Raw genomic sequence first — 20612 nt, 5'->3', positions numbered from 1 at the left:
TTACAGTACAGAGACGTAACAAGAATGTCACAGCAAACGACAAACGCGCGCCGTTCCGCCTCTGTTCGAAAGAGTTGATGACGGCTCCGGGGCAACCGGCAGTAGCTTTTGCGCGGGGTTTGGTGGTCGCCTGCGAAGGAGAGCCGAGATGCCAGCTTATGTACAGCATCATCAGGATATCGAGATCGCGCCTGTGATTTGCCCCACGTGCATGGGGTTCCTGCCGATGTATGTGCGCGAGGTCGAACCGCATTGGAGCCTTGCCAAGATCGACTTCGTCTATGAATGCGCCGATTGCGGCGCCGAGGTCCGGCAGACGATCCGGAAGCCGGCGCTGCTCCGGCACTGACCGCGCGATCGGCAGACCGCTCAAGTATTTGCGTTAAGCGGAAAAAACGCCGTTCACGCGGGTCTGATGTCTCCCAAACGAGACTTGTTCTTTGCCCGGAACGCAGGCAGAACAAGCCTCAAGCAAGACCTTTGGGAGCGCCAATTCGTGGCTGAACAGAAGCCCTCGACCGCGATCGAGGCAGTGGAGAGCGGCCTCGCCGCGCAAGGCTATATTGCCAGCCGGCAGATCGCGACCGCCGTCTATTTGTCGCAGCAGATCGAGAAACCGATCCTGGTCGAGGGCCCTGCAGGCGTCGGCAAGACCGAGCTTGCCAAGGCGATCGCTGCCTGGCGCGGCATGAAGATGATCCGCCTGCAGTGCTACGAAGGCCTCGACGAGGCCAAGGCGCTCTATGAGTGGAAATACGCCAAGCAGCTTCTCTATACGCAGATCCTCAAGGACAAGCTCGGCGAGGTCCTCGGCGGCGCGCAGACGTTGCACGCTGCGCTCGATCAGCTCCACGATTTCGGCGACGTGTTCTTCTCCAAGGAGTTCGTCGAGCCGCGGCCGCTGCTCCAGGCGCTCGAGCAGCCGGGCGGCTGCGTGCTGCTGATCGACGAGATCGACAAGTCGGACGCCGAGTTTGAATCGCTGCTGCTGGAAATCCTGTCCGACTTCCAGGTCACGATCCCCGAGCTCGGCACCGTCTCCGCCGTTACACCACCGACCGTGATCCTCACCTCCAACAGCGAGCGCGACCTGGGCGATGCCCTGAAGCGGCGCTGCCTGCATCTGCGTATCGGCTTCCCCGAGCAGCGGCTGGAGGAGCGCATCGTCGAGAGCCGCGTGCCCGGCATCTCGCAGACGCTGCGCCGGCAGATGGTCGGGTTCATCCACGACATCCGCTCGCTGGACTTGAAGAAGCTGCCCTCGGTCAGCGAGACCATCGACTGGGCGCGCGTGCTGGTGCTGCTTCAGGCCTCCGAGCTCGACACGGAGATCGTCAAGGACACGCTTAACGTGCTCCTGAAATACGAAGCCGATATCGAGGCGGCCCAGCCCCAGGTCACGACCTTCATTGCCAAGGCAGCACGATCCAACGTCTTCGGTTGACGCCGATGCGCGAGAACATCCATCGTTTCTTTCGGGCCGCACGTGGCGCGGGCGTACACGTCTCGCCCGCCGAAAGCATCGACGCGATGCGCGCGGTCGCGCAGGTCGGCTTTTCAGACCGAACCATCCTGCGCGACACCCTGCTTCTGACGCTCGCCAAATCGCAGGACGAGAAACTCGCGCTCGGCGACTGCTTTGATCTGTTCTTCAGCCAGCCGGAGCCGCGGCAGGAGCAGCCCGAAGGCACCGACGAGGATGCGTCGCAGGAGACGGATCAAGCCCCCTCTTCCAGCGCGTCCAGTGATGCGGGCGGCGGTTCGCCGCAGGAGGGACTAGGCCCGCTCGCGCAGATGCTGCTGTCGCAGGATCGCAATGCGATCGCGGCAGCGATCGCCAGCGGGGCCGGCGCCGCGTCCCTGTCCGACATCCGCTATTCCACACAGCGCGGCATCTTCTCCAGCCGCATCCTCGATGCCATGGGCCTGCAGCGCCTGCGCGACGAACTCGATGAGCTGACCGCAACCAATCCCGCGCTGGCCGAGCGCCTGCGCGCCGCGCTCGACGCCTTGCGCGAAGCGGTCCGCGACACCGTCTCCCAGGGGCTTGCGCTCTATGCCCGCGAAGAGGCCGAAAACCTGCGCAACGAGATCCTGCGCAACGCGCCGCTTGCGCGGATCGAGCGGCGCCAGGTCGCCGAGATGCGCGCCCTCATCCGCCAGATCGCGCGCCGCCTGCGCGAGCGCTATTCCAAGCCGCGCAAGCGCCAGCGCCGCGGGCATCTCGACGTCCGCCGCACGCTGCGCCGCAATGCGGCCTGGGGTGGTGTGCCCTTCCTCACGGCGTGGAAGCGCAAGCATCGCGACCGGCCGAAAATCGTCGCGCTCTGCGACGTCTCCGGCTCGGTCGCGCAGGTCTCCGATTTCTTCCTGCTCCTGATCCACTCGCTGCACGAGGTGGTCGACGACGTCCGCTCCTTCGCCTTCTCCTCACATCTGATCGAGGTCAGCGACATTCTGGAATCGAAGTCGCCGGAAGAGGCGATGGCCGAGATCATGTCCAAAGTCGGCTTCGGCTCATCCGACTACGGCTCGTCGCTGGTCGATTTCGAGAAGGATTTCATGAGCGCGCTGACGCCGCAGACCACGGTGATCGTGCTCGGCGATGCCCGCAGCAACAATCTCGATCCGCGCGCCGACATCCTGCGCCGGATCTCCGAGCGCTCGAAGCGGCTGGTCTGGCTCAATCCCGAGGGGCGGCTCGCCTGGGGTTTTGGCGATTCGGAGATGCCCCGCTATGCGACCTTTTGCAGCGTGGTGCGCCAATGCGCCACCGCGCACCAGCTCGAGCGCGCAGTGTCCGATATCGTGGCGACTTATCAGTAGACGGGGATCACGTCCGTCGTCTGGCGTCAGGCGGCAGCCAACTCGGCCTGGACGAGGTTGCACTCTCGAAAGTGATAGGCGATTTCGTCGAGCGCGCGCTGCTCCCATTCCTGGGCCTGCGCGAGCCAGAACATCCGGCGCTCCGAATCCAGCGCGGCGCGCTCCCGGCACAGGAATTCCTGACTGCGAATTTCCACCAGCCTGTTCATGCACTCACACTCCAGTTGTGTGAAGCCAATCCCCTGCGAATCAACCTAGCAGAGTCCCGTACCCCTCGCCTCACGATTTCTGTGCATATTGCGACGCAGAATGGGACAGCAATGCTTGCCGTGCACTGCGGTAGCTTTCACCACACGATCAACAGCCAATCATCAATTAGTGATCGCAGGTCGGGACGATAGTCGTGCGCGAACGATCTTAACTCTTGTGGCGCAACGAAGTGCGGCAATTCGTGAAGAGATGTTCCAAGCAGCTCACCGAATTCCCGACTCATTGTCGTCGCATGGTCTTCATGCAGCGCCGTTAACAGAGGCGCGCGAACGGTACGATCGCTTGAGGCAATATGAGCAACGATTTCGACTTCGATCTTTCACCCGACCAGTGGGAAGCACTGAAGGCGCTTCGCAATCCGGTGTCGAATGGTCGCCTCGCGAAGGCTTATGTCGTCGAAAGCCTCGTCAAGCTCGGCCTTGTCGTCGTCGATGACGGCGCGCCCGCGATGACACCGGCCGGCCGCAAGGCGCTGGTGCGCGGATCGTGCAAATTGCTGGATCTCGCGGCGTAGGCGAACATCAAAAGATCTGGGCGATCACGATCGCGTAAGCGATGAACACGGCGCCGAGCCCCCACACCATCGCCGGAATCTGCGACCGCCGGCCGACTGTCACTTCCAGGGCGATGTAGCTCAGCGTTCCCAGGGCCATTCCGTTGATGAGGTTGTTGGTCAGAACGGTGACGAGCAGCGTCAGCACGATCGGAACCGCGTTGCCGAGATCGGTCATGTCGATGCGGGCAAGCCCCTGCATCATCAGCACACCGACGAGCACCAGCGCGGGCGCAGTCGCTTGCGGCGGGATGATGACGAAGATCGGCCAGAAGAACAGCGCAAGGAAGAAGAGCCCCGCAACGGTCAGCGAAGTCAGCCCCGTTCGGCCGCCGGCCTGCACGCCGGTGATGGACTCGATGTACGCCGTGACGACGGAGGTGCCGAGCAGCGGGCCGACGATGGATGCCGTCGCATCGGTGGCAAACGCAGCGGTGGCGTTCGGGATCGAGCCATCGGGCTTGCGCAGGTTGGCGGCGCCCGTCACGCCGATCAGCGTGCCAAGCGTCGAGAAGAATTCGGCACACAGGAAATAGAACAGCAGCGGCAGCGCGACGACGAAATGGCTGAAGAGATAGCCGAAATCGAGCGCCATGAACGTGCTGCTCGGCCAGCGGGGCCATGACATGATCGCCGAAGGCACCGACGTCACCATCTTGCCGTTGCCGCCGGGAACGAAGAAGCCGATCAGGGTGAGTACCGCGATCGACAGCATCAGCGCCGCCGGAACCCGGCGCGCCACCAGCACCGGCGTGAGCAGGAGGCCAAACAGCGTCAACAGCACCGGCGGGCTGCGCAGCGATCCCATCGCGATGTAGGTCGACGGGTTCTGGACCACGAAGCCGGCGCCGCGCAACGCAATGAAGACGATGAGCGTGCCGACGGCCGCCTGGATGCCGATCTTCAGCGCTTCCGGCACATCCTTCGCGACTTTCTCGCGCAGCTTCGACAGGCTGAGGATCAGGAACAGAACGCCGGTGAAGGCGACCATGGCGAGCGCACCTTGCCAAGGCATGCCCATCTGCTTGACGATGACATAGGTGAAGATGACGTTCGACCCCATAGCCGGCGCAACCGCGAGCGGCAGATTGGCCCACAGCCCCATCATCATCGAACCGAAAATCGCGGCGAGTGCCGTGGCGCTGACCAGATCGCCACGATCCATTCCGGCGTTGGACATGATCGCCGGGTTCACGGCGATGATATAGGCCATCGCAGCGAACGTGGTCGCGCCGGCCATCACCTCGCGGCCGACACTCGTGCCACGCTCGGTGAGGCCAAAGATGCGATCGAGCAGTCCGGCGGCTGCGCGCGGCGCCGGCTCTGCGGAGGCGGCTTGCGGCTTCGTCATCTCGTTCATCCGGTCCTCCCCCCTACCAGATCACCGGGTGCGCTTCGCCGGTCTGCACGTTGATGAAGCCGAGCGGCGCCTGCTCACACGGCGCCACCAGCACCCAGCTCCAGGGCGCGCAGGTCAGCGTCGCGAACATCAGCCGCTCGGGGAATCCCGGATACCAGCGTGGCCGGTAGGTCGGCTCATACATCCAGTCGACCTTGCGCCCCTCCGCGTAGAGCGCCTGCATCTCGGCATCGAGCGCTTGCGCCGAGCGGCAGCTCATCAGCCCGCCGACCTCGAAGCGCACGGTTGCAACGAGCTCTCCCTCACGCACCAGCGCCCACCCGCCCTGAAGTTCGATAAGCGCGTTCACCGCCTTCGCCATGGCCGCGTCTGAGGAGCCGACCACCCAGATATTGTGCTTGTCGTGCGCCACCGAACAGGCAACCGCCGTCTCCGGCGTGCGCGGTCCACAACCGCGCCAGAACATCTTTGCGATGCGCCCGTCGCCCGAAAAGCGGTCGACGATCGCAAATTTGGTGATGGCCTCGCTCTCGTCGCGCTGCACGGCACCGTCACGCACCGGCAGTTCGAGGGTGTAGAATTCGGGATGCCAATGGAAGGGACGGATCACGGCCGCCTTCATCGTGGCACGGCCGGGCTCGGCTCGCAGTTCGAAATCCTGAGGCTTGATCGAGCGCTTGATGTTGACCGTCTTCGTTGCCCAGTCCGGCCAGACGATCTCGGGCACTTGGCCGATGTAGCGCTCGCCTTCGGAGATTTGGACGCCGTCGGCCCACACTTCGGCGATCGTGAGTTTGCCAACATCCGAAAGCAGCACCACGTCGCCGAAACGGCCTGGAGCCAGGCTGCCGACGAACGGCGTAAGCCGCATGTGGCGCGCCGGATTGATGGTGAGACACTGGATGGCGATTTCCGGCGCGAGGCCGGCCTCGATCGCGAGCCGCGCATTGTGGTCGCTGGCGCCGAGCTCGAGCGTGTGGCTGGCACTGCGGTCATCCGTCGTGAACGCGATCTGCGACCAGTCCTGCAAACCCTTCGCGAGCAGCCATCTGACGATCTCGTCCATGGCATAGACGCGCAGCTCGACGAACAGGCCGCGGGTGAGCTTGTCCCAGGTTTCTTCCGGAGTCTGCACTTCGTGGTCGGACGCGAGCCCGGCCGCCGCAAAGGCGTTGATAGAGGGCAGATCCCGCAAGCCGGAGGCATGGCCTTCGACGACGCCGCGCGCCGCGAATGTCGCCTCGATCATGCCCCAGAGCCGCTTGTAGGACGGATTGTCGGGATTCCAGACCGCTGGCCAGTCCATGACCTCGTCGAGCCCGGTCACCATCAGGCTCTCGGCCATGAAGCGCGCCTGCTCGTCGCGGCCATACCAGCCGCCACCCCATTCATAGGCCGTGGGTGGCACCGCCGAACCAGGCTGCGGAAAGATCTTGAGCGGCGAGCCGCGGCGACGCGCTTCGAACCAGAACTCGAGATTGCGCGCACCGTTGACGTTGGAGAACTCGTGGCTTGCCTCGCAGGTCCAGGTATTGCCATGCGGCAGCACCAGCGCGGCCTCCCATTCCGGCGTCAGATGCGAGCTCTCGATATGCTTGTGCACCTCGCCGAAGCCGGGCACGGCGGCAACATCGGGCCGATGCACCCGCTCGCGGACCTCGCCCGGGTAGCTGCCGGCGGGCCCGACCCAGGCGATGCGGCGGCCCTTGAAGACGATCACCTGATCTTCGCTCCAGGTACGGCTGTGCACATCGAGCAGCCTGCCGACCCGCAAGGAGCGATCGGCCGGCCGGTGGCCGAGCGCCGTCAGCACCAGGTCCTGGCGGATGCGAACCTCGTCGGGCGCATTGATCAGAAGATCGTCGGGTATCGCATTCATGACCTGCCTCACTCTACGCCGGTACGTTCGCGGCTCGTGGTCCGCGTCCGCGAAGATTTGCCGGCCTTGCCGCCCCGCGCCGCAGCGGCATCGCGCTGCCGGACATCCTTCAGGAGGGTCGTGAGCGCCCACTCGATGGCATCGGCGATCTCGCTGCTGGTCATGCCGAAATCCTCGCGCATCGCATTCCAGGCCAGCACGTTGTTGAGATAGGACGCGAGCGCCTCCGCCTGGCGAACCTCCTTCGCGGGGAGATGTCGCACCAGCGGCGCCATCGCCTTGCGATGCTGGTCGATCAGGTGCCGCCGGAAGCCGGCGCGCACCCGGCGGCCGGCCCGCGTCATCGCAATGGCGCGCGCCAGATGCGGATGGCGGTCGAACCGCTTGCACAGTTTGCGGAAAATCTCCGGCAGCTCGTCAGGCGAGGTGAAGGGAATGTAGCTGAAGACGTTGTCCTCGATCCACTCGCCGGCCGCAGCAAACAGTTCCGCGCGGGTCTTGAAGTGCCGATAGATGGTTCGTTCGGCCACCTTCGCGCGCTTGGCCACCGCGGCCATGGAGATGTCGTCGGCCGCCTCGTCCTCCAGCGTTTCGACGAAAGCCGCAACGATGCGCTGCCGCGTCATCTCGGCATATTCGTCACGAAGACTGGCGATATGTCGCTTTGCTGTACTCATGTCAGAAGTCTGACATCAGGCGATTTGGAGGGTCAAGCCGAGACTTGAGGCACGCCGCGCCGCAACAATGGGCGTCGGCACGCTCGGCCGCCCGCCTGAAAAATGGACTTTTGCGCGTCGCCAAAATCGGATTTGCTCTTCCACGAAACGATCGCACGCAGCGGCGCGGCGCTCTGGTTCCAGCAAGGGAGCTGATCATGAACGGGCTTGGCGGGTTGAACAAATCGCCTGAGGGCGTGGTCATCGGGCTCGTGCAGCTGCAACTGCCGAACGTCGTCACGCGGGCCGATCTGGCAAGGCAGACCGAGCGTATCGTCTGGATGGTCGGCAAGGCGCGCCGCAACCTTTCCACCATGGATCTGGTGGTGTTCCCCGAATATTCGCTGCACGGCCTCTCGATGGACACCAATCCCGAGATCATGTGCCGGCTCGACGGACCCGAAGTCACGGCCTTCAAGAAGGCCTGCGTCGACAACAGGATCTGGGGCTGCTTCTCCATCATGGAGTTCAACCCGCACGGCAATCCCTACAATTCCGGCCTGATCATCGACGACCACGGCGAGATCAAGCTGTACTACCGCAAGCTCCATCCCTGGATTCCGGTCGAGCCGTGGGAGCCCGGCGACATCGGCATTCCCGTGATCGAGGGTCCGAAAGGCGCCAGGATCGCGCTGATCATCTGCCATGACGGCATGTTCCCGGAGATGGCGCGGGAATGCGCCTACAAGGGCGCCGAGATCATGATCCGCACTGCGGGCTACACCGCGCCGATCCGCGAGGCCTGGCGCTTCACCAACCAGGCCAATTCGTTCCAGAATCTGATGGTGACGGCCAATGTCTGCATGTGCGGCAGCGATGGCTCGTTCGATTCCATGGGCGAAGGCATGATCGTCAATTTCGACGGCGCGGTGCTGGCGCACGGCACCACCGGTCGCGCCGACGAGATCATCACCGCCGAGGTGCGGCCCGATCTCGTGCGCGAGGCGCGGATCAATTGGGGCGTCGAGAACAACATCTACCAGCTCTGGCACCGCGGCTATGTCGCGGTGAAAGGCGGCGCGATGGACTGCCCCTATACCTTCATGCAGGACATGGTCGCTGGCACCTTCCGCCTGCCGTGGGAAGACCAGGTCAAGGTCACCGACGGCAGTTCCTGTGGCTTCCCGGCACCGACACGGATGTACGGCAAGACGGCGAAGGCGGCGGAATAGAGCCGTTTTCGGCTCCGACCGCGACATTCTGGCACGGTAGTTGCTCCTTTTGACGCCCGAGACGCGCCAAATTGGGGGAGTTCACCATGTCGACCATTGCCGCGGCCCCGGCCGCCGAGCGCAAGCCGCTTTACGCCTCACTGTTCGTCCAGGTCCTGGCCGCGCTGGCGCTTGGTGTCATCCTGGGAATGGCCGTTCCGGACTTCGCGATCGGGCTCAAGATCCTCAGCGACGCCTTCCTGAAGCTGATCTCGATGATCGTGGCGCCGATCGTGTTCTGTGTCGTCGTCCACGGCATTGCCGGCGCCGGCGACCTCAAGAAGGTCGGCCGGGTCGGCGTCAAGGCGCTGGTCTATTTCGAGGTCATGACGACGGTCGCCCTCGTGGTCGGCTTGCTGCTCGCCTACCTGTTCGGCCCCGGCCACGGCATGAACATCGATCCGTCGACGTTAGATGCGAAGGCGCTCAACACCTACGCCGACAACGCCCACAAGCTGTCCGGCGGCGGCATCGGCGCCTTTCTGATGAACGTGATCCCGACCACCTCCTTCGATGCGCTGTCGCGCAACGACGTGCTCCAGGTGCTGTTCTTCGCGGTGCTGTTCGGCGTCGGTCTTGCGCTCGTCGGCGGCGAGAAGGGCGCGCTCGTCACCTCCATCATCGACGCAGCCTCCACCGTGCTGTTCCGCGTCATGGGGCTTATCGTCCGTGTCGCTCCACTCGGCGTGCTCGGCGCAGTCGCCTACACCGTCGGCAAATACGGCGTCGGCTCGCTGAAGCAGCTCGTCTCACTGGTGATGCTGTTCTACGTCTCGGTCGGCATCTTCGTGCTTGGCGTGCTCGGGGGCGTGATGGCGCTTGCCGGAATCAACATCCTCAAATTCCTCGCCTACCTGCGCGAGGAGCTCACCATCGTGCTCGCAACGGCGTCCTCCGACGCGGTGCTGCCCCAGATCATGAAGAAGCTGGAGCGCATGGGCGTGAAGGATTCCGTGGTCGGCCTCGTGATCCCGACCGGCTATTCGTTCAACCTCGATGCCTTCTCGATCTACCTCACACTTGCCGTCGTGTTCATCGCGCAAGCGACCAACACGCCGCTGTCGTTCGGCGATCTCCTCCTGGTGCTCGGCGTTTCGCTGATCACCTCAAAGGGCGCACACGGCGTGCCGGGCTCCGCCATCGTGATCCTGGCCGCGACGCTCAACGCGGTGCCGAGCATTCCGGCAATCGGCCTCGTGCTGGTGCTCTCGGTCGACTGGTTCATCGGCATGGCCCGCGCGCTCGGCAACCTCGTCGGCAACTGCGTGGCGACGGTGGTGGTGGCGGCCTGGGAAGGCGACCTCGACCGCGCCAAGGCGGCCAAGGTGCTCGAAGGCGGCGAGATGGTGGACGTGACGGCGGGCTAGCGCTCCGGATCAATCGTTCCACTGGAGGAGCGGCGTTCCATACGCCCTCCTCCAAACGGACAGGAAGCGTGGAAACCAGGAGTGAGCTACGGCGCCCTTGTAAGCCCAGGTGCGATATTTCAGACCATGCTCCGAGATCAATTCCTGATAACCGCCATGGACCTCGGTCGCGGTCCGGATGTCCTTCAATATCCCCTGGGCGCAGGCCCGATAGGTATCGCCTCCCGAGAATTCGTCGTAGTCGAGCATGCGATCGGCAAACTCGACGTTGAAGGTCGGCCAGGACGAACGCCCCTGATAGGCGGGAGCTGCGATCTTGTGGATCATCTTGTTCCGGGGATTATCCGCGGACACCAGGAAATGGAACGTGCTGGGGATGCGGAAACGCGGCTCGGCGATGATCAGATCCGTCGTGGCCGCGAACAGCGCGCGCTCGCTTGCCTCGCTCATATCCCAAAATCCGCGATGCACGCTGACGAAGTCCAGGGCGACCGATGACACCGGCGAGCCCGCCGGACCATCCAGAGAGTGCCTGATATAGCCGCCCTTGCCGAACAGGCGGAGCAGGTCCCTCTTGTAGTGTCCGAGGTCGTGCCCGAGCAGCCGCTTCAGCTCATTCTCGTCGACGACCCCGAGCTGCACGCCCCACACGAACGTCGTGTAGACGCAGGCGTTGGTGACGAAACGTCTGCGCTCGGCACGCGTGTCCGTCGCCGCGGAACGCGGCGCGCGGGCGTCGCAGAGCAAATACCTGACACCGTCGTCGTCGAACGGCTCCAGCTCACGCGCGAGTTGAAGGATCGCGCGCTTCAGGTCGCCACCGTATTCGGCCAGCAACAAGCGGCCGGCATGCGCGCATTGTGACATCGCCAGATAGGACGACGCTCTCTCCTCGGCAAAGATCATCTGCCGCAGGCCGGCCAGAATGCCGAGCAGCGTGTCCGACGGGCGCGAGAAATAGTTCACGCCGAGATACCGTGCGTGTCCCGCCGGGACGATGGTCGTCGTGACGACGTTGGCTCGAACCGCCTCCAGCAACAGACGGACGCTCTTTTCGAGCAGACGCGCCCGCCGCACCGCGTCCTGCGCATCCATGATGGTCTCGGGGTCGAGGACATCAGGATAGAACCAGGCGAAGTCGCGCGGATAATAGGCGGATGCGTGCGGCGCTCCCGTGACGAGAAAGGACTCGGTCACCGAGAAGGCGCTGTCCATCGAGTGCCGGTAAAGATCCTCGATGGCCGACAACGAAGGATGCGACTTTCTCAGGAATCGATCACCGAGAAAATTGACGGCCTGAAGAGCGTTGGCGGCAAAGGTCGCGGCCATACCCTGGTAAAACCGATTTCCGCGATGTGACGGCAAGGAAATATCGCTGTTCATGTGCGCCTGGTGTCTCGGGATCCCGGCGATGGCCGGCCACCGTTCCAAGCGTGACTGATTCGTGTCTCGTCCCGATGACGTGCGGGCTCCCGATAGTCACTTCGCGCTGGCGCGATCCTCCCGCGGCCTGAAATTCTCGATCACCCTGAGCAGCACCCGTGCGCCGGCGTCGGCGTCGGCGAGCTCGACATGCTCGTCCGGGTGATGGCTGACGCCGCCACGGCAGCGGACGAAAATCATGCCAACATCGGCGATGTCAATCATGGCCATGCCGTCGTGCCCGGCCCCGCTCGGCAGGTCGAACACGGAAACGCCTTCCGCGGCGATCGCCTGCGCGATCTGGTCTTTCAGCCAGGACGCGCAGGGTGCGGTGCGGTTCTCGTGGGTGACATCGAGCTGGAGCGCCAGCTGCCGGCGCTTAGCGATCGCCTCGATCTGCCTGACGACGTCGGCGACCGCGCGCTTGCGGTGCATGTCGGTCGGCGCGCGCATGTCGATGGTGAAGGACACCTCGCCCGGGATGACATTGGTCGCGCCGGGCCTCGCCTGGATGTAGCCGACGGTGCCGACCAGGCCGCCCTCGTCGGTCCGGCAGAACTGCTCGATCGCGCCGATGCATTCGGCCGCGCCGGTGAGCGCGTCACGGCGCAGCGCCATCGGCACGGTGCCGGCGTGACCGGCCATGCCGTTCAGCCGCGCGGCCAGCCGTGTCGCGCCCGCAATCGCGGTGACAACGCCGACGGGCAGGTTCTGTGCTTCCAGCACCGGACCCTGCTCGATGTGCAATTCGAGATAGGCCAACAACTCGCGCCGGGCCCGCGCGGCCGCGCCGACATGGTCCGGGTCGAGGCCAAACTTGACGAGCGCATCGCGCATCGACACGCCGTCGCGATCGCGCGTGTTCAGGACGCTCTCGTCGAAAGTGCCGGCCACCGCACGGCTGCCGAGCAGCGTTGAGGCGAAACGTACCCCCTCCTCGTCGGCAAAGCCAATGACCTCGATCGCGAACGGCAGGCGCTTGCCGCGGCGGTTGAGATCGGCGACGCAGGCGATGGCCGTGATCACACCCAGCGGCCCGTCCCATTTGCCGGCGTCGCGCACGGTGTCGTAGTGCGAGCCGAGCATCAGGCAGGGCGCCCCCGGCCGCTCGCCCTCATAGCGGCCGCAGACATTGCCGATCGCATCGAGATGCGCGCTCATGCCGGCCTCACGCATCCAGCCGAGGATGAGATCCGCAGCGGCGCGCAGCTCCTTGCTGAGATAGATGCGGGTGAGCTTGTCGGTCTCTTCCGAAATCGCGCCGAGCACGTTGATGCGGCGAACGATCTCCTCGCCGAGCGATGCATCTTGAACGGCGGTAGCAGCACCCATCTCGGTCGAGCTTTCCATCTTCTGGGACCGCGGCGGCGGCGGTCCTGGCGGCGATCGATACAAGTTCGGTGCCAGCAAAATAATGCGGCCGGCGCCGTCCCAATCAGCGCGTGGTTAGCATGAATGCGCCTCGCCGGCAGACTGCCCGACGCCAGTCATGCACATGCGAGAGCTGGTTAAGACTGCTCAACTCCACTGCATACAATAGAACAACATTGCCCATAAATTGACCTGCTATTTTCCTCAGCAGGATTCCATCAAGATATATATCCTTTATTTTTCAATAGCTTGTATCGTTATGCACACTTCATAGCCTCTGGCACAAAGCTTGCGACAACTTATCCCGGCTCCGCCAAACCGGCGGTGGCCGCGAGATCAAGGCGGGGCATCCGCCAAGGGGAGCAAGCAATGGATTTTGGCAGGATTTCACGACGTCATTTGTTGCAGGGCGGCGCCGCCCTCACCCTCGGCGCGGCGGCGGGCGCCCGCCCGGCCTTCGCGGCCGACACCACCATCGGCTTCATCTATGTCGGCTCGCGCGACGACTACGGCTACAACCAGGCGCATGCCCAGGGCGCGGCAGCGCTAAAGAAGATTCCCGGCCTCAAGGTCGTCGAGGAAGAGAAGGTGCCGGAGACCGACGCGGTCGAGAAGACGATCGAGTCCATGATCAATCTCGATGGCGCCACCCTGCTCTTCCCGACCTCGTTCGGCTACTACAATCCGCACATGATCAAGATGGCCAACAAGTTCCCGAAGCTGCGCTTCGAGCACTGCGGCGGCCTCTGGACCGACAAGGACCCGAAGAACGCCGGCAGCTATTTCGGCTATATCGACGAAGCCCAGTACATCTCCGGCATCGTCGCCGGCTACACCTCCAAGAGCGGCAAGCTCGGCTTCGTCGCCGCAAAGCCGATCCCGCAGGTGCTGCGCAACATCAATGCCTTCGCGCTCGGCGCAAAGCTCGCCAATCCCAAGGCGACGACGCAGGTGATCTTCACCGGTGACTGGTCTATGCCGGTCAAGGAAGCCGAAGCCACCAACAGCCTGATCGACCAGGGCGTGGACGTCCTCACCTGCCACGTCGACGGGCCGAAGACGATGGTCGAGAACGCGGCGCGCCGCGGCGCCTTCGTCTGCGGCTATCACACCAACCAGTCGCCGCTCGCGCCGAAGGCGTATCTCACCGGCGCCGAGTGGAATTGGGAAGCGCTCTATCCGAAATTCGTCAAGATGATCGCCGCCGGCGAGAGCATCCCGAACTTCTATCGCGGCGGCCTCAAGGAAGAGATCGTCAAGACCTCGCCCTATGGCGAAGCCGTCTCCGCCGAAGCGCGCAAGCATGCCGACGACATCAAGGCCAAGTTCTTGTCGGCGGAAGGATACGCGATCTTCAAGGGAGGGCTCGTCGACAACAAGGGCAAGACGATGATCCCTGCCGGCACCGATCGCGGCCAGAAGGATCCCGAACTGGAGAAGATGGACTATCTCGTCGAAGGCGTGATCGGAGCGACTTCGTGACCACGGAAGCGGCGGATTCCGCCGAGGCGGCCGGGACAATTGCCCCGGCCGCCGATCCGGGATTCCTCCAGCGCCACGGCGCGACAATCGAGTACATCCTGATCCCGGGCGCGGCGCTCGCCGGCGCGCTCGTGGTCTTCGGCATTTTCGTCGCGATGTTCGGCAAGAACCCGCTCGACCTATATTTCTACATGTACTACGGCGCCTTCGGCACCTGGTTCTCCTGGCAGAACACGCTGACGCGCGCAGCGCCCCTGATCCTCACTGCGCTCTGCACCGCGCTGCCCGCGCAGCTCGGCATGGTCATCATCGGCGGCGAAGGCGCGCTGCTGATCGGCGCGCTGTCCGCGACGAGTGCTGCGCTCGCACTCCAAGGCATGCCGCCGCTCGTCGTGCAGATCGCCATGGTCATCGCCGGCGTGATCGGTGGCGGTCTGTGGATCATGCTATCCGGCGCGCTTCGGCAGTACCGCGGCGTCAACGAGACCATCTCGAGCCTGCTGCTCGTCTACATCGCGCTCGCGATCCTCAACCATCTCGTCGAGGGGTTGATGCGCGATCCCGCCAGCCTCAACAAGCCGTCGACCCGCGAGATCGGTGCCGCCAACATGATCGGCTCCATCCCCGGCACCGACGTGCATTGGGGTCTCGTCTTCGGCTTGATCGCGGCGATCGCCGCCTACATCCTGATCTATCACACCGTGTTCGGCTTCGCCGCGCGGGTCGCCGGCGGCAACATCCGCGCCGCGAAGATCGTCGGCCTCGGCGTCAGCAAGCTGATCCTGACCGTTTGTTTCCTCGCCGGCGGCGCCGCAGGCGTTGCCGGCATGGTCGAGGTCGCGGCCGTGCAGGGGCGCACCAACGCCAATCTCGCGGCTGGCTACGGCTTTACCGGCATTCTCGTTGCGTTCCTGGCGCGGCAAAATCCGCTCGCCGTCATCCCCGTCGCGATCCTGCTCGGCGGCATCAGCGCCAGCGGCGGCCTGTTGCAGCGCCGCCTGGGGCTGCCCGACGCCTCCGTGCTGGTGCTCCAGGGCATCATCTTCGTCTTCGTGCTGGCCAGCGATGCGCTCTACGGCCGCATCGGATTCTTGAAGGGAAGATCCTGAGATGGCAGACGGATCGATCGGACTCTGGACCGTCCCGCTCGCCGTGCTCGGCGGAGCCATTCGCGTCTCCACGCCTTTCCTGTTCGTGAGCCTGGGCGAATGCATCACGGAGCGCTCAGGCCGCATCAATCTCGGCCTCGAAGGCACGCTGGTGATGGGCGCGATGAGCGCCTACGGCATCTCCTATCTCTCGGGATCACCATGGTTGGGTGTGCTCGCCGCCGGCATCACCGGGGCGCTTCTCGGCGCACTGCATGCCGGCATCTGCTCGCTGCCGCGCGTCAACGACGTCGCGGTCGGCATCGCCCTGATGCTGTTCGGCACCGGGCTTGCCTTCTATCTCGGCAAGCCGCTGATCGAGCCCACCGCACCGCGGTTGCCCGCGATCGATTTCGGCTGGTGGAGCGACATCCCGCAGGTCCGCGCGGCGCTACGCGTCAATGTCCTGTTCCTGATCGGCGTCGCGCTGGCACCGATCCTGTATTGGGCCTTCAGAACCACGCGGTGGGGCCTTCTCATCCGCACCGCCGGCGAGAGCTCGGATGCGGCACGGGCGATGGGGCACTCCGTGCTGCTAATCCGCCTGCGTGCCACCATGGTCGGCGGCTTCCTCGCCGGCATCGGCGGCTCGTTCCTGTCGCTGTTCTATCCCGGAAGCTGGAACGAGGGCCTGTCCTCCGGGCAGGGCATCACCGCGGTCGCGCTTGTCATCTTCGCGCGCTGGGATCCCCTGCTCTGCCTGTGGGCCTCGCTCGCCTTTGGCGGCGCCGCGGCGCTGGGACCGGCACTGCAATCGGTCGGCGTCACCTCAGGCTATCACCTCTTCAACGCCGCGCCCTACATCCTGACGCTGGCGATCATGATCATCACCAGTTCGCCCAAACGCACGCTGACCGGCGCGCCCGCCGAACTCTCGATCACACGGTAACGCGCGACACGCAACGAGGTCGTCCATGCCCGAGCGCTACATCAAGTCCGAGCCCTATGCCTGGCCTTATAACGGTGACCTCCGTCCCGAGAACACGGCGCTGATCATCATCGACATGCAGACCGATTTCTGCGGGGTCGGCGGCTACGTCGACAAGATGGGCTATGACCTCTCGCTGACGCGGGCGCCGATCGAGCCGATCAAGAAGCTGCTCGCGGCGATGCGCGCCCAAGGCTTTCACATCATCCATACCCGCGAGGGCCATCGTCCCGATCTCTCCGACCTGCCCGCCAACAAGCGCTGGCGCTCGCGGCAGATCGGCGCCGGCATTGGCGACCCCGGACCCTGCGGACGTATCCTGGTGCGCGGCGAACCCGGCTGGGACATCATCGAGGAGCTTAGCCCCCTGCCGGGCGAGCCCATCATCGACAAGCCTGGCAAGGGCTCGTTCTGCGCCACCGACCTGGAGTTGATCCTGCGCGTGCGCGGCATCGAGAACATCGTGCTGACGGGCATCACCACCGACGTCTGTGTCCACACCACCATGCGCGAGGCCAACGACCGCGGCTTCGAATGTGTCCTGCTGCACGATTGCTGCGGCGCCACGGACAAGAGCAATCACGATCATGCGCTGAAGATGATCAAGATGCAGGGCGGCGTATTCGGCGCGGTCTCGACCTCCGAGGCCTTCATAGGAGCGATTTCGTGATCATCGGCGAAACGCCTCCGCCCTCAGGCGCGTTCGGCGTCGACGCCATCGCCATGACCATGCGCTTCGGCGATTTCCTGGCGCTCGACAATGTCGAGCTGAAGGTGCGGCCGGGGTCATTCCATGCGCTGCTCGGCGAGAATGGCGCCGGCAAGTCGACGCTCGTCAAGTGCATCATGGGCTATTACCACGCAACCGAGGGCGACATCATCGTCGGCGGCCGCGAGCAGGCGATCGCCAACCCGAAAGACGCTCACGCCCTCGGCCTCGGAATGGTCTACCAGCACTTCACGTTGGTGCCGGCCATGACGGTCGCCGAAAACCTCGTTCTGGCACGTGACATTGTGCCGGCCGTGGTGGACTGGTCGAAGGAGATGAAGCAGCTCGAGGCCTTTCTGGCGCGGATGCCCTTCAAGGTGCCGCTCTCCGCAAGAGTCTCCGACATCTCGGCCGGCGAACGGCAGAAATGCGAGATCCTGAAACAGCTCTATCTGAAGCGCCGCTTCCTGATCCTGGACGAGCCCACCTCGGTGCTGACGCCGGCGGAGGCGGACGAGGTGCTCGGCATGCTCCGCGACATGGTCGTCAAAGGCGAGCTGACGATCCTGATGATCACGCACAAGTTCCGCGAGGTCATGGCCTTTGCCGACGAGGTCACGATCCTGCGCCGCGGCAAGCTCGCCGGAGCCGGCAAGGTTGCCGAGCTGACGCCGGACGCGATGGCGCGCACCATGATCGGCGCCGAGGAGCTGACGGTGCAGCCGCCGCGCACCGGCGAAGCCGGCCAGGCGCGGCTGGAGCTGGAAAAAATTCGCGCGCTCGACGACGCCGGCGCCATTGCCGTCCATGACGTTTCCCTCACCGTGCGCGCCGGCGAGATCGTCGGCATCGCCGGCGTCTCCGGCAACGGCCAGCGCCAGCTCGTCGAGGTGCTGGCCGGCCAGCGCGAGGCCGAGAGCGGCGAGGTCCGCGTCGCCGGCGATCCCTATCACGCCAGCCGCGAGGAAATGCGGCGCCACAAGATGTCGCTGCTGCCCGAGGAGCCGCTGAAGAACGCCTGTGTCGGCGGCATGAGCGTCGCCGACAACATCGCCTTCCGCGAGTTCGACCGCGCACCGTTCGCCAGCGGCGGCTGGTGGCTCAATCGCAGCGCCTTCCGCAACGACGCCATGAAGAAGATCGGGCAGTACAAGATCAAGACTCGAACGCCCGATACGCCGATCTCGGCGCTCTCGGGCGGCAATGTCCAGCGCGCCGTGCTGGCCCGCGAGCTCGGCGGCGACGTCGAGGTGCTGATTGCCGCCAATCCCTGCTTCGGTCTCGACTTCGCGGCGGTGGCGCAGATCCACGCCGAGATCATGGCGGCCCGCAACCGCGGCGCGGCGGTGCTGCTCGTCAGCGAAGACCTCGATGAACTGCTCGAACTGTCCGATCGCCTCGTGGTAATGTTCCACGGCGAGTTCGTGTATGAAGCACGAACCAGCGAAGCCGATCTCACCGTGGTCGGCCGGCACATGGCGGGACACTGACTGCGGAGGACCGATGGACGGCGCACGCGACGAGCACTTTCTGCGTCTGTCCTTTGCGGTCGCCCGCCGTTCCCTCACCCATGGCAACCATCCCTTCGGCTGCGTCGTCGTCGGTGCGGACGGCAAGGTGCTGATCGAGACCGAGAACGGCTACATGCCCGATTGCGACGGCACTGCGCATGCCGAGCGCCTCGCGGCCACGCAGGCCTGCCGCACGCTCAGCCGCGAGGTGCTCGCAAAGGCCACGCTCTACTCCTCGGCAGAACCTTGTGCGATGTGCGCCGGGGCGATCTACTGGGCCGGCATCGGCCGCGTCGTCTACGGCCTCAGCGAGCACCGCCTGCGCGGCGTCACCGGCAACCACCCGGAGAACCCGACCCTCGATCTGCCCTGCCGCACGGTCTTTGCCAGCGGCCAGCGACCGACGGAAGTCGTCGGGCCGCTGCTGGAGGACGAGGCCGAGGTGCTGCACGACGGCGTGTGGACGAAGTAGCCGCCACCACAAACTCGGAAGCGTAGGGTGGGCAAAGGCGCTCTTGCGCCGTGCCCACCATTTGAATGCAATCGAAGCAGAAGTGGTGGGCACGCTTCGCTTTGCCCACCCTACGGCAGCGTCTTCCCGTAAATACAAATGGCGCCGCACGGGTCATGCGCGGCGCCGTCGTTGCAGCTTGGAGTCTTCAGCCGATTAGAACTTCACAGTGATGCCACCGTAGACCGTCGATTCGGTGCAGCTCTTGGTGCTCTGGCCGGTCGCGGCGACCGTGCAGACACCCGCCATGGCGTTGTGGTCGAGACCGAACTTGTTCTGCCAGTAGCGGTAGGCAACCCAGAGGTCGACGAAGTGCGAGTACTTGTCACCCCAGACCGCCTTCGAGGCATCGAAGGTCAGGCGGATCGGTTCGCTGTTCAGCTCGGTCTTGGACTTGGTGCTGAAGATGCCGGTGCCAGACAGCGCGGGAAGGCCGTTCGAGTCGCCCTTCGGTCCGTACCAGCCGGCGCGGCCGCTGATCGACCAGAATTGCATGTTGGGCGGCAGGAAGCCGAGGTCCATGTAGTAGTTGATCTCGACGGCCCAGGTCGGGTTGTAGCTGACATTGCCGTCCGAGTTACACGTCACGCCCGCAACGCCCGGTCCGAACAGGCCGCACTGGGTGAAGGCGTTGTGGTTCGAGAACTCCCAGTACATCAACGGAGCGACGTTGATGTAGCCCTTGTAGGGAAGGTCGAAGGCGAACTGGAGACCGGCGACGACGTCGCGCTTGGCGGGCGCGAGGAAGGTGTTCTCGGTGTTGGCGTCCATGCCGACTTCGAACGAGATGTTGTGCAGCGGCCCCATGGTGAAGGCCTTTGTGTTGAAGATCTCGTTCCAGCCGAAGGTCGAGCGGAACAGGCCATAGATCTCGGTCGCACCCGCGCAGTCGCTGGCGGTGCCGCCGATGTTCACGCCGGGCGCGACGCAAGGGCTGGCGGGGTCATTGTGACCCGACTTGAACATCGAGATGGTGAAGAAGTTGGTGCCGTAGGCCCAGAGGTCGAAGTGGGTGAAGGAGTAGACCTGCTTGGCTGTGGTGCCGTTGATGCTGCCGTCGGGGCGAACACTCCACATGCCGGGGTCGGTGCCCTTGGGCATCCAGGAGAACGTGACGCGGTTGTCGATCACCAGGAAGAACGGGAGGTCGGCCGGCTTCTTGGCAGCCTTGACCGGCAGATCCGCCGCCTGGGCCAGGCCAGAGGTAGCGAGCGTAGCAAGTGACAGCGCGGCGGCTGCAATTGCCTTGAAGCGAAACGACATCCTGAATACCCCCAAGTTTGGACACGTAAAAATGAACGTCCCTTGGGTGCGACACTTGCGCCGATCTCCCGGGGTGAGAAGCCTC

Annotated in this window: 19 protein-coding genes; 12 read left to right on the top strand and 7 right to left on the bottom strand. The window is 64.5% G+C overall.

Annotated features, from left to right (window positions below; genetic code table 11):
- The first annotated feature begins 148 nt into the window (after positions 1 to 148).
- The 3 genes from AB5K84_RS14950 to AB5K84_RS14940 all read left to right on the top strand — a co-directional run bounded on the left by AB5K84_RS14950 (position 149) and on the right by AB5K84_RS14940 (position 2826).
- On the top strand, positions 149 to 349 hold the full coding sequence (locus AB5K84_RS14950; RefSeq protein WP_028174421.1) for a hypothetical protein: 201 nt from the start codon (positions 149 to 151) through the stop codon (positions 347 to 349).
- 147 nt (positions 350 to 496) lie between these two features.
- Entirely contained in the window at positions 497 to 1444 is a 948-nt protein-coding gene (locus AB5K84_RS14945; RefSeq protein ID WP_441232535.1) for an AAA family ATPase, read from the top strand.
- Between the two features lie 5 nt (positions 1445 to 1449).
- Positions 1450 to 2826 carry a vWA domain-containing protein gene (locus AB5K84_RS14940; protein WP_011088880.1) on the top strand — a complete coding sequence of 459 codons (1377 nt, stop codon included), beginning with the start codon at positions 1450 to 1452 and terminating at the stop codon, positions 2824 to 2826.
- A 26-nt stretch (positions 2827 to 2852) separates the two neighbouring features.
- Here the strand turns inward: AB5K84_RS14940 and AB5K84_RS14935 are convergent, their stop codons facing one another.
- Complete coding sequence (locus tag AB5K84_RS14935) at positions 2853 to 3035, bottom strand: hypothetical protein (RefSeq protein ID WP_025576443.1); 183 nt, start codon at positions 3033 to 3035, stop codon at positions 2853 to 2855.
- Between the two features lie 353 nt (positions 3036 to 3388).
- Here AB5K84_RS14935 and AB5K84_RS14930 point away from each other — a divergent pair, with 353 nt between their 5' ends.
- The gene (locus AB5K84_RS14930; RefSeq protein ID WP_038966715.1) at positions 3389 to 3610 is read left to right on the top strand and encodes a hypothetical protein; all 222 of its coding nucleotides are present in this window, start codon (positions 3389 to 3391) and stop codon (positions 3608 to 3610) included.
- Between the two features lie 7 nt (positions 3611 to 3617).
- Here the strand turns inward: AB5K84_RS14930 and AB5K84_RS14925 are convergent, their stop codons facing one another.
- From AB5K84_RS14925 to AB5K84_RS14915, 3 genes are read right to left on the bottom strand one after another with little or no spacing between them, the layout of a single operon-like run.
- Entirely contained in the window at positions 3618 to 5009 is a 1392-nt protein-coding gene (locus AB5K84_RS14925) for an NCS2 family permease (protein WP_011088882.1), read from the bottom strand.
- A 13-nt stretch (positions 5010 to 5022) separates the two neighbouring features.
- Positions 5023 to 6888: an adenine deaminase gene (locus tag AB5K84_RS14920; RefSeq protein ID WP_162603693.1), complete on the bottom strand. Its 1866-nt coding sequence runs from the start codon at positions 6886 to 6888 to the stop codon at positions 5023 to 5025.
- Between the two features lie 8 nt (positions 6889 to 6896).
- Positions 6897 to 7565, bottom strand: a complete 669-nt coding sequence (locus tag AB5K84_RS14915) for a TetR/AcrR family transcriptional regulator (protein ID WP_028174416.1) — start codon at positions 7563 to 7565, stop codon at positions 6897 to 6899.
- Positions 7566 to 7762: 197 nt separating this feature from the next.
- On the opposite strand from AB5K84_RS14915, the gene AB5K84_RS14910 reads away from it, so the two are divergent.
- Both AB5K84_RS14910 and AB5K84_RS14905 read left to right on the top strand, forming a co-directional pair.
- Positions 7763 to 8776 (top strand): formamidase, encoded by a 1014-nt coding sequence (locus tag AB5K84_RS14910; protein WP_011088885.1) that lies wholly within the window; start codon positions 7763 to 7765, stop codon positions 8774 to 8776.
- An 86-nt stretch (positions 8777 to 8862) separates the two neighbouring features.
- A complete protein-coding gene (locus AB5K84_RS14905; RefSeq protein WP_028174415.1) occupies positions 8863 to 10182 on the top strand; it encodes a dicarboxylate/amino acid:cation symporter in 1320 nt (439 codons plus the stop codon).
- Between the two features lie 9 nt (positions 10183 to 10191).
- Here the strand turns inward: AB5K84_RS14905 and AB5K84_RS14900 are convergent, their stop codons facing one another.
- Positions 10192 to 11565, bottom strand: a complete 1374-nt coding sequence (locus AB5K84_RS14900) for a hypothetical protein (RefSeq protein ID WP_097532424.1) — start codon at positions 11563 to 11565, stop codon at positions 10192 to 10194.
- A 96-nt stretch (positions 11566 to 11661) separates the two neighbouring features.
- Positions 11662 to 12936 carry an allantoate amidohydrolase gene (locus AB5K84_RS14895; RefSeq protein ID WP_162603830.1) on the bottom strand — a complete coding sequence of 425 codons (1275 nt, stop codon included), beginning with the start codon at positions 12934 to 12936 and terminating at the stop codon, positions 11662 to 11664.
- A 408-nt stretch (positions 12937 to 13344) separates the two neighbouring features.
- Between AB5K84_RS14895 and AB5K84_RS14890 the strand changes: the two genes are divergently transcribed.
- From AB5K84_RS14890 to AB5K84_RS14865, 6 genes are read left to right on the top strand one after another with little or no spacing between them, the layout of a single operon-like run.
- A complete protein-coding gene (locus AB5K84_RS14890) occupies positions 13345 to 14457 on the top strand; it encodes a BMP family ABC transporter substrate-binding protein (protein ID WP_038966718.1) in 1113 nt (370 codons plus the stop codon).
- On the top strand, positions 14454 to 15566 hold the full coding sequence (locus AB5K84_RS14885) for an ABC transporter permease (protein ID WP_110116800.1): 1113 nt from the start codon (positions 14454 to 14456) through the stop codon (positions 15564 to 15566). The genes AB5K84_RS14890 and AB5K84_RS14885 overlap by 4 nt, the downstream gene beginning before the upstream one ends.
- Before the next feature lies 1 nt (position 15567).
- Positions 15568 to 16494, top strand: coding sequence for an ABC transporter permease (locus AB5K84_RS14880; RefSeq protein WP_110116801.1), 927 nt, complete (start codon positions 15568 to 15570; stop codon positions 16492 to 16494).
- 25 nt (positions 16495 to 16519) lie between these two features.
- Entirely contained in the window at positions 16520 to 17203 is a 684-nt protein-coding gene (biuH, locus tag AB5K84_RS14875) for a biuret amidohydrolase (RefSeq protein ID WP_097532426.1), read from the top strand.
- Positions 17200 to 18732: an ABC transporter ATP-binding protein gene (locus AB5K84_RS14870; protein WP_110116802.1), complete on the top strand. Its 1533-nt coding sequence runs from the start codon at positions 17200 to 17202 to the stop codon at positions 18730 to 18732. The genes biuH and AB5K84_RS14870 overlap by 4 nt, the downstream gene beginning before the upstream one ends.
- A gap of 13 nt (positions 18733 to 18745) precedes the next feature.
- Positions 18746 to 19225, top strand: coding sequence for a nucleoside deaminase (locus tag AB5K84_RS14865; RefSeq protein ID WP_110116803.1), 480 nt, complete (start codon positions 18746 to 18748; stop codon positions 19223 to 19225).
- 195 nt (positions 19226 to 19420) lie between these two features.
- On the opposite strand, the gene AB5K84_RS14860 is transcribed toward AB5K84_RS14865, so the two are convergent.
- The gene (locus AB5K84_RS14860) at positions 19421 to 20527 is read right to left on the bottom strand and encodes a hypothetical protein (protein ID WP_097532429.1); all 1107 of its coding nucleotides are present in this window, start codon (positions 20525 to 20527) and stop codon (positions 19421 to 19423) included.
- Positions 20528 to 20612 lie beyond the last annotated feature (85 nt).

Origin of the sequence: Bradyrhizobium sp. 1200_D9_N1_1 (assembly GCF_052075915.1) — a bacterium.
Lineage (GTDB): Bacteria > Pseudomonadota > Alphaproteobacteria > Rhizobiales > Xanthobacteraceae > Bradyrhizobium > Bradyrhizobium diazoefficiens.
Note: the sequence above shows the minus strand (reverse complement) of the source record. Positions and strands in the feature narration are given on the sequence as shown.

Excerpts from the sequence above, each read along its gene's own strand:
- AB5K84_RS14925 (WP_011088882.1), bottom strand. The coding sequence starts at position 5,009 with ATGAACGAGATGACGAAGCCGCAAGCCGCCTCCGCAGAGCCGGCGCCG.
- AB5K84_RS14935 (WP_025576443.1), bottom strand. The coding sequence starts at position 3,035 with ATGAACAGGCTGGTGGAAATTCGCAGTCAGGAATTCCTGTGCCGGGAG.
- AB5K84_RS14880 (WP_110116801.1), top strand. The coding sequence starts at position 15,568 with ATGGCAGACGGATCGATCGGACTCTGGACCGTCCCGCTCGCCGTGCTC.
- AB5K84_RS14920 (WP_162603693.1), bottom strand. The coding sequence starts at position 6,888 with ATGAATGCGATACCCGACGATCTTCTGATCAATGCGCCCGACGAGGTT.
- AB5K84_RS14900 (WP_097532424.1), bottom strand. The coding sequence starts at position 11,565 with ATGAACAGCGATATTTCCTTGCCGTCACATCGCGGAAATCGGTTTTAC.
- AB5K84_RS14950 (WP_028174421.1), top strand. The coding sequence starts at position 149 with ATGCCAGCTTATGTACAGCATCATCAGGATATCGAGATCGCGCCTGTG.
- AB5K84_RS14860 (WP_097532429.1), bottom strand. The coding sequence starts at position 20,527 with ATGTCGTTTCGCTTCAAGGCAATTGCAGCCGCCGCGCTGTCACTTGCT.
- biuH (WP_097532426.1), top strand. The coding sequence starts at position 16,520 with ATGCCCGAGCGCTACATCAAGTCCGAGCCCTATGCCTGGCCTTATAAC.
- AB5K84_RS14915 (WP_028174416.1), bottom strand. The coding sequence starts at position 7,565 with ATGAGTACAGCAAAGCGACATATCGCCAGTCTTCGTGACGAATATGCC.
- AB5K84_RS14930 (WP_038966715.1), top strand. The coding sequence starts at position 3,389 with ATGAGCAACGATTTCGACTTCGATCTTTCACCCGACCAGTGGGAAGCA.
- AB5K84_RS14865 (WP_110116803.1), top strand. The coding sequence starts at position 18,746 with ATGGACGGCGCACGCGACGAGCACTTTCTGCGTCTGTCCTTTGCGGTC.
- AB5K84_RS14910 (WP_011088885.1), top strand. The coding sequence starts at position 7,763 with ATGAACGGGCTTGGCGGGTTGAACAAATCGCCTGAGGGCGTGGTCATC.
- AB5K84_RS14890 (WP_038966718.1), top strand. The coding sequence starts at position 13,345 with ATGGATTTTGGCAGGATTTCACGACGTCATTTGTTGCAGGGCGGCGCC.
- AB5K84_RS14905 (WP_028174415.1), top strand. The coding sequence starts at position 8,863 with ATGTCGACCATTGCCGCGGCCCCGGCCGCCGAGCGCAAGCCGCTTTAC.
- AB5K84_RS14940 (WP_011088880.1), top strand. The coding sequence starts at position 1,450 with ATGCGCGAGAACATCCATCGTTTCTTTCGGGCCGCACGTGGCGCGGGC.
- AB5K84_RS14895 (WP_162603830.1), bottom strand. The coding sequence starts at position 12,936 with ATGGGTGCTGCTACCGCCGTTCAAGATGCATCGCTCGGCGAGGAGATC.